Raw genomic sequence first — 12,541 nt, 5'->3', positions numbered from 1 at the left:
CCTTTTGTTTTATCTATTTATACAATCTGTTACTTTACATACTTCTTACCGTTCTTGATAATCAAGCCCTTTGCAGAAGAAGAAACCTCCTGACCAGCCATATTATAGGTCTTACCATTCTTCTTGGCTGCAGCAGCATTTACTGAAGAGATGCCGGTGCCAGTGCCTATCGTATACTTAAAGCCAAAGAAGCCCATTTTAGTACCTGCAGCAAGCACATAGTATGTACCACCAGCAGCAACGTTGAAGGTTACTATACCATTAGACTTTTCGGCAATAATATTTTCATTTTTCTCGTTCAGTGTGAACTCCTGAGAAGCACCATCCTTAGCAGCAGGCAAATTATAAGAAGCAGGAGCTACCTCTGCAAAATTTGCATCCAAGATATGGAAGCCCTTGGTTGCATTCAATTGAACTGCTACTGTTAAAGAACCAGCTTTTGTGGTCTCAAACTTGTAAGCGCAGCCAGTAGGCTCAGCACCAGAAACCAACTTACCGCTGTTCTTACCACAAACATAAGCACCGAAATCACCATCAGCCCAATTACCGATAGCCTTACCATCTGCAAAAGCAGTACCAGCATTCTCCATATAAGTCAAAGTGACATTTTTTACTGACGTAATCTTATCACCAGCATTTACCTTGTCACCTACCTGCACAGCATAAGTTCCCTGAGCATTAACACTAGCAGCCAAAGCTACGGCTGCAATAAGAGTAAAGAATTTCTTCATAATCGTTTTATTTTAAGTTTATATATTATAGTTGTTGAATAACTTTATTTTAGTTTGATTCATTTGCTAGTTTATTTCGGTGGCAAAAATAATAAATCATTTTGAGAATCTCAGAAAAACATGAACCAAAATGAACTAAAACTACGAAAACGATTACGTAACTTTTGCACCGAAACCGAAACAAAAATACCTTAAATAAAAATAATAAGTGTATTTTTGCACCAACAAACTTAAAAATGTAATCATTAGTGTCCCGTTAAAATTGGGACGAGTTTAATATTAATCAAATAGCCCCGGAATGAGGGGACCAAATTGCTCTTTGACATCATTGGAATAAGTCTTATCGAACAGTTCCCTGAGCGGTGTTTTGTCCGTCAATGATATGCTGAGGATTTGCAAGACCTCGTAGGCCGAGCGTTTCAACTTCATATCGTGCTGGACAATCGCCACAAGGCAGTAGGCAGTAATAGCAGCCGCTATCTGTATTCTGACAGCGTTCTCGGTAGTTCCCCAGAACTTTTTGATCTTGAGGTGCTGCTTGAGCCACTTGAAGAACAGCTCTATCTGCCAACGGTTCTTGTAGAGGTCGGCTATCTGCTGGGCTGTCAACGCAGCCGTGTATTTGGCTGCAAAGTTACGAATTCAAGTCCGTTGACTCTAGAAACTGCTCATAAAAGACTTATTTTCAACGATTTCAAAGAACGATTAGTCCACTTTAACGGGACGGTAGTGTAATCTAAAAACAATTAAAAAGTAAAATTATGAAAAGAATGATGAGTCATTTATTCCATGTGGCTCTGATGCTTTTGGCTTTTACCTTTGCGAATCCTGTTATCAGCCATGCGCAACAGACAGCTGTTGCGTCATGGGTGTTCTCAGAGGGATGGGAAAGCTCAAGCAGCGGAACTGTTGTGACCTACACTCCGGATGGCAGCGGATGGCAGGCGATAAGCAATACCGCATGGAAAAGTAAACAACCGGTGTTTCTGCCGAACACATGTTCTGGAGTACGGACCAACTATAAGCTTTCGCTGAAGACAAGTGACGGTAAGTGGGAGGTAAAGCAAAGTAAGGACAGCTATGTCTTGCGTCTGAACACAGCTTCGATAGATAAATTTACACAAAAGGAAAACTATGGTGATGCCTCAACACATGACCAATATTTCGAAGTGAATTTCCCTACTGTAAACCTGAACAACGTGAAACTTAATTTCGCTATAGGCGACGGCTCAAGTAGCTCCACACATTTTGGTGTGGCGTATTCCGTTGATGGAGGGACGACATGGACAACACTTGATGACTATGTCAGCGGCAGTCATTGGAATAAATATAATGATGCTGTTTACTCTCTTGATGCCGACAATAAGGAGAATGTCATAGTGAGACTCTTTATTGTCAGTGCCACGAAGAATAGCAATTACAATCTGAAATATGTAAAGGTGCTTGCTGACGACAATGAAGCACCGGCATTCGTATCAAGCCGTCCAAAGGATAATGAGGATAATGTCGTGACAACAGGAACCATTGCTTTGAACTTTGACGAGAGTGTGCATGTGGCGGATGGGGCAGAGGCAACGCTTACGAATGCAAATACAAACAGTGTTGTCAAGCTTGCTCCAACAGTAAACGGCAATGTAATTCGTTTCAGCTATTCTGCTCTTGACAAAAGTGCGAAGTATAACTTTGAGCTACCGGCAAATACAGTAAGTGACCTTTCTGGAAATGTGCTTGCGAAAGCCTTGACGTTCAGTTTCATCACCGCCGATACCAATCCGATACCTGCTCCTACAATAGAAAGCAAGAATCATTTGTGGTACAACAAGCCAGCAGGCTATTGGGAAGAAGCTCTACCGTTGGGAAACGGTCGTCTTGGTGTTATGCACTCCGGTAGTGTCGCATGCGATACGCTCCAGCTCAACGAAGATACATTCTGGGACCAGGGACCGAACACGAACTATAATGCAAATGCTTTTGGAGTACTCAGAGAAGTACAGCAAGGCATCTTCAATAAAGATTATGCTTCGGTACAGAATCTTGCAGTTACGAACTGGATGTCGCAAGGCTCGCATGGAGCAAGTTATCGTGCAGCAGGTGTTGTCTTGCTTGGCTTCCCGGGACAGCGTTTCGATGATATGGAAAGTGCACAGACTTCGGATGCTGTTGATGCACAAGGCTATGTTCGCTATCTTGATATGAATACAGCAACAAGCAATGTGGAGTATCATGTGAAAGGTGTAGGGTATAAGCGTACAGTATTCACTTCTTTCAAGGATAATGTCACAGTGGTGCGTCTTGAAGCGGACCAGAAAGGTAAACTCGACTTCAATGTGGCTTATGCCGGTTGTAATAAGTCGAATATAGAGAAGCTCACGTCTAACGTCCTCTATGACGAGCATACTGTCAAGGCAACGATGGGACCGGCACGTGACAAGTGTGAGAATGTGGAAAACAAGCTCAACCTTTGTACTTATCTGCGTATTGTGGACACTGACGGCACTATTACAAACGACAATGTCAATATCTATGCTCAGGGAACAGTGGGAGCCGCTACAAATGCTCCGCGTCTTAATGTGACAGGTGCTACATACGCTACAATCATTATTTCGCAAGCCACTAATTTCAAGAAATATGATGATGTAAGCGGTGATGCAAGTGCATCAGCTCTTGCCTATCTGGAAGCTTACGAGAACAGCAAGAAAGATTATGTTACAACGCTTTCGGATCATGAATCTGTCTACAGGGCACAGTTTGACCGTGTGGACCTGACTCTTGCAGGTAATGCTACACAGGAGTCCAAGAACACGGAACAGCGTATAAAGGAGTTCCATAAGACTTCTGATCCTCAGTTGGCAGCCAACTACTTCCAGTTTGGACGTTACCTGCTCATATCTTCTTCACAACCAGGCACACAGCCAGCTAATCTGCAGGGCATCTGGAATCCTGATGCGCGTCAGTATCCGGCTTGGGATTCGAAATACACATCAAATATCAATGTTGAGATGAACTACTGGCCTGCAGAAGTCACAAATCTTGCAGAATGCCATGAGCCGTTTGTCGAGATGGTCAAGGATGTAAGTGTTACAGGTGCGGAAACAGCTAAGAAGATGTATGGCGCACGTGGATGGGCTTTACATCATAATACAGATATTTGGCGTACGACAGGTGCGGTAGACAATGGCACCGTAGGAGTATGGCCTACATGTAACGCATGGTTCTGCTCTCACCTTTGGGAGCGTTATCTCTTCTCTGGCGACAAGACATATCTTGCAGAGGTCTATCCTATAATGAAGGGAGCGGCAGAATTCTTCCAGGATTTTCTTGTGAAGGATCCGAATACAGGGTATATGGTTGTTTGTCCGAGCAACTCACCGGAGAATCATCCTGGTATAGGCTCTTATACCAAGCCTGACGGTAAAACTGCAAACATTGCCCTTTTCGGAGGAGTTGCCATGGATAACGAGATGGTCTATGACTTGTTGAAGAATACAGCTCTTGCAGCTCGTGCTCTTGATAAGGATGCGGATTTCGCAGATGCTCTTGATGCTCTGAAGGCACAGATTACTCCATGGAAGATTGGTCAATACGGACAGGTACAGGAATGGCAGGAAGACTGGGATAAAGAGAATTCGTCTCATCGTCATCTGTCTCATCTCTGGGGCGCTTATCCTGGCAATCAGGTTTCTCCATACGAAAACGCTACACTTTATCAGGCAGTACACAAGAGTCTTGTCGGACGTGGCGATGCTGCCCGCGGATGGTCGATGGGATGGAAGGAAGCCATGTGGGCACGTATGCTTGATGGAGACCATGCCATGAAGATTCTTAAGAACCAGCTTGTCCTGCTCGACCCTAATGTGACAATCGCTTCTTCCGACGGCGGCTCGTATGCAAATATGTTTGATGCCCATCCTCCATTCCAGATTGACGGAAACTTCGGAGCTACTGCAGCTATAGCAGAGATGCTTGTGCAGTCACATGCCGGCTTCTTGCATGTTCTTCCTGCATTGCCTACGGAATGGAAAGCCGGTGGCGAAGTGAAAGGACTGTGTGCCCGTGGCGGATTTGTGGTGACAGATATGAAATGGGTTGACGGCAAGATAGAGAAGCTTGCAGTGAAGTCTACTGTCGGCGGAAACTTACGTCTGCGTACTGCAACACCATTGACAAATGCCGATGGTACAGCTCTTTCTGTAGCAGAAGGCAATAATACCAATTCTTTGATGCAGCCTTACGGCATGCCGGAGCCTATAGTCAAGGATGCAAGTAAGATTCCTGCCACTACGCTTCCGGATACTTATCTCTATGATATTCCAACTAATGCAGGTGAGGAGATAACGCTTGTTGGAGGCCTTGCTACTATTGTTCCGGTATTAGGTCTTTCCAGAGAATCTGAAAAAGATAATGCTATATATAATCTTAACGGTCAGCGTGTTGGAGAAGGTTATCATGGCGTAGTTGTCGTTAAGGGAAAGAAATATGTTAAATCATTAGAGTCCCGTTAAAATTGGGACGAGTTTAATATTAATCAAATAGCCCCGGAATGAGGGGACCAAATTGCTCTTTGACATCATTGGAATAAGTCTTATCGAACAGTTCCCTGAGCGGTGTTTTGTCCGTCAATGGAAACTGCTCATAAAAGACTTATTTCAATGATTTCAAAGAACGATTAGTCCACTTTAACGGGACGGTAGTGAATAAAAATAATAAGTACAACAACCTAAAAAGGCAAACAAATGAAAAAGAATCTACTCAGATTTGGGCTCTCACTCATTGCCCTGTTTGTTATGGTAGTGGCAAATGCGCAAACCTACCAGAACGAAGAAGCTAGCGTTTCATGGCCGTTTAATGACGACAACTACGCTACGCAGTACACTAAATCACCAGAAAATGGTTTCAGTCTGGTTTCCGTAAACACCGGTGACTTGAAGTATTCTCTCAAGACTACAAAAGACAAAGACGGAAACATGATGGCCATGGCTGGTTTCGGTCCTGTTGGTACAACAAAAGCCGTAGAATGGACCGTTAAACCTAGCAAGGGACTTACATTTACCCCAACCTCTATCAGTACCTACGTAAAACGATTCGGTACAGATGCAGAAAATGGAGTAACCGTAACCGCCAAACTCAGCGACGGAACTTCTGTAGACTTGGGTAATTTCACTGCATTAAGAGATAACAAGACAACAGAGACTGACAAGTTTTCGAAAAATGAAAACCTGACCGACCACATCGTCATCCAGCTCACTGCCGACCAGCAAGCCAAACTGACATCAGCTGAAGGCTTCACGCTGAGTTGCACCGTCGGCGTTGGCGCTGCTAAGCAGCAAGGCTTTGCCGATGTACACATCAACGGTCTCTTGAACGGAACCATTCAACAGGTAGAACAGTATACACTGTCAGCTGTTGTATCAACTGTAGGAGCAGGAACCGTCAAGGTATCTCCTGCAGGAACAGTATTTGATGCAGAAACACCAATCACCGTAACTGCAACAAAGAATTTCGGCTACAAGTTTGTCAACTGGACAGATGCCAATAATAAGGTAGTATCTACAGATGAAGAATATACCTTCTCTATCTCTGCCAACACAGCATTGAAGGCAAACTTTGAAAAGATAAACACCTACGCTTTGGATTACAAGGTAGAAGGTGGTGCCAACGATTATATGGTAAGCGCAACTCCTGCCCCAACCGTTGTTAACGGAAAGAATATGTATGAAGAGGGAACAGAAGTAACCCTCACAGCCAGCAGCAACGACATCCTCACCTTTACCAACTGGAATGATGGTGAAACAGGAGCAGAACGCAAAATAAAGATGAATGTCGACCAATCATACACTGCTGCATATTCTGCAAAAGACTTCATCGCAGGCTGGGACTTCTATAAGTCAGCAAGAGAAGGTCGTACAGCAGACTTCGCTGCAGAAGACAACGATGTAGACCAGCTCATCCTGCGCGATGCAGACGGAAATACATACGCATGGCTCGACAAGAGCAACAGTGCTGGCGGCTACGAAGGAAAGAATGCAGCTGTAAACTGGACCTCCAAGAAAACCAAGGCACTGGGCGAAACCTATTGGCAGACCAAGGTCAACGCAACAGCCTTCACCGATATCAAGGTAAAGAGCAGTATGCTCTACAATTATAATGCATACGAAACATATAATGTGGAATACTCTCTCAACGGCACCGACTGGACCAAGGTAGGCGCCATCAAGATGCCAGGAACCAAAGCCTGGACCGATGGCGAGTTCACTCTCCCAGCCGATGCAAACAACAAATCAGAAGTATACATCCGCTGGATTGCCGACAAGACTTCTTCCATCAAGGGAGCAACAGGCGACAACGACGGAATCGCTATCACAAATATCTACATCACAGGTACTGCCCAGCTCGTAAACGACGGCAAGGCCCCTGTACTCGTAAGCACCATACCAACAGAAGGCGCAACCAACGCATCTGCCAACGGCAAGATTGTACTGACTTTTGATGAGAAGGTAAAACTCACCGACAACGCTGCAGCCACTCTCGGAACAGCAAAGATAGAAGGAACTGTATCAGGCAAGACCATCACCTTCGCATACAAAGGCTTGAACTACGCTACGGCTTATACCTTCAAACTCGCTGCAGGTTCGGTAGCCGACCTGACAGACAATGCCACAGACCAGGCAATCGTTCTGAACTTCACTACCAAGACCAAGCCAGCTGTAACCAAAGCACTCTACGACTTCATCGTACCAACCGACGGCGACTTCAAGGCAGCACTTGATGCAGCAGCTAAGCGTACAGATACTAGCAAGCGTTTCCGCATCTTCATCAAGCAGGGCGACTACAAGATTCCTGCTGACGAGAAGAGTAAGGTAACAGGTAGCGACGGCAAGAGTTATGCTAACCCAACCACCTATATGAATACGCCAAACGTATCAATCATTGGTGAAGGCATGGACAACACCTCACTGACCAACACCGTTCCAAACTCAGGCCAATCAGCCAACGTATTGGAAGGTATCGGCAAGGGTGACGTACTCTGCTTGCAGAAGGGAGCAACAAACACCTATTTCCAGGATCTGAAGATGTACAGCAGTATGGGTGATGCCAAAGGTCGCGACATCGTACTCAACGACCAGAGCAACAAGACCATCTGTAAGAACGTAAACCTCTGGGCTTACCAGGACACCTACGTATCAAACAACCAGAACGGTAAATTCTACTTCGAAGACGGAATCCTTCGTGGTCGTACCGACTACCTCTGCGGTAAGGGTGATGTATATTATAATAATGTAGAACTCTGGATCTGTGAAAAGGGAGGCTATCTCGCAGTTCCTTCTCAGCCTAAGAAGTATGGCTACATCTTCAAAGACTGTACTATCAAGGATGCTACTGCGGCAAAAGACCTAAACGGCAACTACACCTTGGGACGTCCATGGGGCAAAGGCACACCTATTGCACTCTACATCGACACCAAGATGGAAGCTATCCCATCAGCAGCAGGATGGAACGAGATGAGTGGCGGTTACCCTAAGCGTTTCGCTGAATACAACTCATACACATCAACAGGTAGCGTAGTAGACCTCAAGGACAGAAAGAAAGTTTACGATGCCTACGATTCAAAGGATGGTGACAATTATGTAAACCGTCGTAATGAAACAGCAGGAGACCCTATCCTCGCAGCAGAGGAAGCTGCAACCTACACCATTGAAACAGTAATGGGTCAGGATGATGACTGGGATCCAACTGCAGCTACCGAGCAGGCATCAGCACCTAGCAACGTTAAGCTGAACGGTACAACCCTCGCTTGGGACAACAACGACTACGCTCTTCTATGGGCAGTATGCAAGAACGGCAAGGTAGTTGACTTCACCATCAAACCAACCTACCTCGTAGATGATGCTTCAGCAACATGGAGTGTTCGTGCAGCCAACGAGATGGGCGGACTGAGCGAAGCAACAGCAGCAGTCCTGGGCACCGGCATCCACAACATCGCCTCAGCTACAGATGCAGCAGTCATCAAGACCGCCATCTATGCAGCCGACGGCACACAGCTCTCAAATCTTCAGAAGGGTATCAACATCGTAGTTAAGACCCTGGCAGATGGCAGCAAGAAGACAAGCAAGGTCATCGTAAAGTAAAGAAACAGAGACATTAAGTAAATAGATTGACAGATAACATTCGGAGTGCAATATCCCCATCCTCGTTCAGAAGGGTGCCGGATATTGCACTTTTTTTGTTCCCTCAACACCCGAAACAGCAGAAATGAAAACAGAGAAAAACGGACCATCGAAATGTAAAAAACAGAGTATTTACGCAAAAATCTGTAAACGTTTACGTATTTTTTTTCTCAAAATATACCTATATTCTCATATTTTTTATATACTTTTGCATCAAGAAAACCAAGACTTAGCTAACGCTATGCATCAAGGTTGCCCCACTGGAGCCTTCGGGAGCCAAGAGGAACAGCCATGATAAAGCAACTGCTCAGGACTGGATTTTTACTTAAAAACATTTCAAAAACATTAGAAAATTAGTAATTTAGAATAAGTTTTATCTAAACCTAAAGTGTATGTCTGGTAATTTTAGAAAAAAGAAAATTGCTTTGGCGGGCGCACTGATGTTCGTAGTAACAAGTGTATCTGCACAAACAGTAAAAGGCGTTGTTACTGACAATACGGGCGAGCCAATCATCGGCGCATCTGTCATGGAGGTAGGTGTAGCTGGCAATGGTGGCGTGACCGACATTGACGGTAACTTCACAGTAAACTTAAAAGGCAAGAGCAAGAAACTGAAGATTTCATACATTGGTATGAAAGCTAAGGAAGTAAGCGTTGCAGGTAAAGAATCAATCGATGTAAAGCTTGAGGATGACAACACCACCCTCAACGATGTCGTAGTAATCGGTTATGGTACGATGAAGAAGAAGGACCTTACCGGTTCTGTGGCTTCCATCGGTTCCAAGGAGCTTGCTGACATCCCTGTCTCAAGCGTGGGCGAGGCCATGACTGGTAAGCTTGCCGGTGTAAACATCACAACTACAGAAGGTTCGCCTGATGCAGACATCAAGATCCGCGTGCGCGGTGGTGGTTCTCTTTCGCAGGACAACTCACCTCTCTACATCGTTGACGGCTTCCCTGTAAGTTCTATCAGCGATATCGCTCCAAGCGAAATCGAGACTATCGACGTGTTGAAGGATGCCTCTTCAACAGCTATCTATGGTGCCCGTGGTGCCAATGGTGTTATCATCGTTACTACCAAGAGTGGTAAGGAGGGTAAGACCCAGGTAAGCTTTGGTGCATCTTTAGGTTTCAAGAAGATGGCCAAGGAGACCAAGGTTATGGATCCTTACAACTACGCTCTCTATCAGTATGAAGTAGGTAACACTGAGTATGGTGACTACGATGATATGGAGATCTGGAAGTCTGTAAAGGGTAACAACTGGCAGGACGACCTCTTCGGCCGCACTGGCTTGCAGCAGATTTACAACGTAGCTGTAAACGGTGGTACCAAGGAGACCAAGTACAACATCAGCTATGCCCGCACTGATGACAAGAGCATCATGAAGGCTTCTGACTATACCAAGGACAACATCAACGCTAAGCTCAACAGCAAGTTGAACAAGTGGTTGACATTGGACTTCAATGCCCGCTTGGCTTATACCAAGATTAACGGTTTGGGTTCAGGTGCTGATACCAACGAGAGCAACGCCTCTAACTCTATCGTAGCCAAGACTGTTACATTCCGCCCAGTAGATCCTTTGTTCATCAGCGGCGATGACGATGATGAAAGCTCAAACAGCACAGAGGCTAGTCCTACACAGCGTATGGACGATACCTACAAGCAGCAGCGCCGTTTCCGTCAGAACTACAATGCCGGCTTGAACTGGAAGCCATTCAAGGGCATCACCTTCCGTTCTGAATTCGGTTATTCATGGAGCTACGAGAAGACAAACCAGGCTTGGGGTACATACGCTTCACGCAACTCTAAGTTCGGTTATTCAGGTCAGCCACAGACACAGATTATCCGCAAGGACAACAAGAACTGGCGTAATGCCAATACCTTGACATACGATACAAAGAACGCCCTCCTGAGAGGTGATAAACTCAATGTACTCGTAGGTCAGGAGTGGTCGTCATCACAGGATGAGAGCTACACATCTACAACCGTAGCCTTCCCTATCACCTTCAGTGTCAAGGAAGCTTTGGCTAACCAGGCTGCCGGTACAGCTCTCCCTAACGTTAACACCATCGGCCGTAAGGACAACCTCTTGTCTTACTTCGGCCGTATCAACTATTCTTACGCTGAGAAATATCTCTTCACAGCTACTCTCCGTGCCGATGCATCTTCTAAGTTTGCTGCAGGCAACCGTTGGGGTTACTTCCCTTCAGCAGCTTTCGCATGGCGTGTAAGCGAGGAGGAGTTCATGAAGAGTACAGCCAGCTGGTTGTCAAACTTGAAGTTCCGTCTCTCTTACGGTACTGCAGGAAACAACCGTATCAAGAGCGGTTTGATTGATGCAACCTATTCATTGTCTGATGCAACAGCAAAGTTGCCATTCTTCGATGGCAATTTCTCTACTATGCTGGAGCACAAGACTTTATCTAATCCAAACTTGAAGTGGGAGACAACCATCACCCGTGACCTCGGTCTCGACTTCGGCTTCTTCAACAGCCGTATCAATGGTACCCTTGACTTCTACTGGAATACAACCAAGGACTTGCTGATGCAGACCAATATCCCATCTATTTCGGGATATGCTTATCAGTATCAGAACTTCGGTCAGACATCCAACAAGGGTTTCGAGTTCACCATCAATGCTGACATCATCAACAAGAAGGACTTCACATTCAGTTTCACTGGCAACATCTCTTACAACCGCAACAAAATTGACAAGCTGAACAGCCAGGCTGAATTCCAAGAGTATAAGTGGGCAGGTTCTCTCTGCAATGACAACCAGAACTTCCGAATCGTAGAAGGTGGCCGACTCGGCGAGGTTTGGGGTTACAAGATGAACGGTTTCTATACTGTTTACAACCCAGAGACAGGTACAGGCGACTTGAAGTGGAATGGTAATGCATGGGAGTTGGCAGATGCCAGCATCGCAAATACCGTAGGTACCATCGGTGGAACATTGGCTCCAGGTTCCATCAAGTTGGAGGCAGACGAGAACGGCAAGGCTATCAAGCAGCGCTTGGGTAACACCATCGCACCTTGGACAGGTGGTTTCGGTTTCAACGCAACCTTCCATGGCTTCGATGCATCTGTATTCTGCAACTACTCATTCGGCAACAAGATTGTGAATGGTACCAAGCTGGCATCTAGCTTCTACCAGGGTTCTCGCAAGGGCTATAACCTGAACAACGACTTCATCAACCGCTATACATGCGTTGATCCAGCCACAGGTGTCAATCTGACAAAGCCTTCTTCAACTGTCATTGCTCAGTATGGTAGTATCGAGAACATCTATAACACCCTGAATGCAATCAATGCTAACGCAAGTATATTCAATCCTTGTATAACAGGTACAATGGCTATCACAGACTATGCTGTAGAGGATGGTTCGTTCCTCCGTTTGCAGACATTGACATTGGGCTACACCTTGCCAAAGAACCTTATCAAGAAGGTATATTTGAGCAATGTACGTTTCTATGCAACAGCCTACAACCTGTTAACCATCACAGGCTATTCAGGCTCTGATCCAGAGACAGATACAAGTTCTAAGAAGAATCCAATGTGCCCAGGTATCGACTATGCAGCTTATCCAAAGAGCCGCTCATTCGTATTTGGTGTGAACGTTTCATTCTAATTCAAGGAGGATATAA

The 12,541-nt window shown here is 45.5% G+C and carries 4 protein-coding genes and 1 pseudogene; 3 read left to right on the top strand and 2 right to left on the bottom strand.

Annotation, left to right across the window (positions count from 1 at the left end; all coding sequences use genetic code 11):
• Positions 1 to 29: 29 nt before the first annotated feature.
• Entirely contained in the window at positions 30 to 731 is a 702-nt protein-coding gene (locus tag NQ544_RS01820) for a hypothetical protein (RefSeq protein WP_006846315.1), read from the bottom strand.
• 279 nt (positions 732 to 1,010) lie between these two features.
• A pseudogene (locus NQ544_RS01815) lies at positions 1,011 to 1,340 on the bottom strand (transposase); the annotation flags it as partial.
• Between the two features lie 161 nt (positions 1,341 to 1,501).
• Between NQ544_RS01815 and NQ544_RS01810 the strand changes: the two are divergent.
• The 3 genes from NQ544_RS01810 to NQ544_RS01800 all read left to right on the top strand — a co-directional run bounded on the left by NQ544_RS01810 (position 1,502) and on the right by NQ544_RS01800 (position 12,525).
• Positions 1,502 to 5,233 carry a glycosyl hydrolase family 95 catalytic domain-containing protein gene (locus NQ544_RS01810; RefSeq protein WP_050758566.1) on the top strand — a complete coding sequence of 1,244 codons (3,732 nt, stop codon included), beginning with the start codon at positions 1,502 to 1,504 and terminating at the stop codon, positions 5,231 to 5,233.
• 231 nt (positions 5,234 to 5,464) lie between these two features.
• A complete protein-coding gene (locus NQ544_RS01805) occupies positions 5,465 to 8,857 on the top strand; it encodes an Ig-like domain-containing protein (protein ID WP_006846312.1) in 3,393 nt (1,130 codons plus the stop codon).
• A 431-nt stretch (positions 8,858 to 9,288) separates the two neighbouring features.
• Positions 9,289 to 12,525, top strand: a complete 3,237-nt coding sequence (locus tag NQ544_RS01800; protein ID WP_006846310.1) for a SusC/RagA family TonB-linked outer membrane protein — start codon at positions 9,289 to 9,291, stop codon at positions 12,523 to 12,525.
• Positions 12,526 to 12,541 lie beyond the last annotated feature (16 nt).

The sequence above is a fragment of the Segatella copri DSM 18205 genome (assembly GCF_025151535.1).
GTDB lineage: Bacteria > Bacteroidota > Bacteroidia > Bacteroidales > Bacteroidaceae > Prevotella > Prevotella copri.
This window is presented reverse-complemented; position numbering and strand designations above follow the sequence as displayed.

Coding starts and splice junctions, on each gene's coding strand:
- NQ544_RS01800 (WP_006846310.1), top strand. CDS start 9,289: ATGTCTGGTAATTTTAGAAAAAAGAAAATTGCTTTGGCGGGCGCACTG.
- NQ544_RS01810 (WP_050758566.1), top strand. CDS start 1,502: ATGATGAGTCATTTATTCCATGTGGCTCTGATGCTTTTGGCTTTTACC.
- NQ544_RS01805 (WP_006846312.1), top strand. CDS start 5,465: ATGAAAAAGAATCTACTCAGATTTGGGCTCTCACTCATTGCCCTGTTT.
- NQ544_RS01820 (WP_006846315.1), bottom strand. CDS start 731: ATGAAGAAATTCTTTACTCTTATTGCAGCCGTAGCTTTGGCTGCTAGT.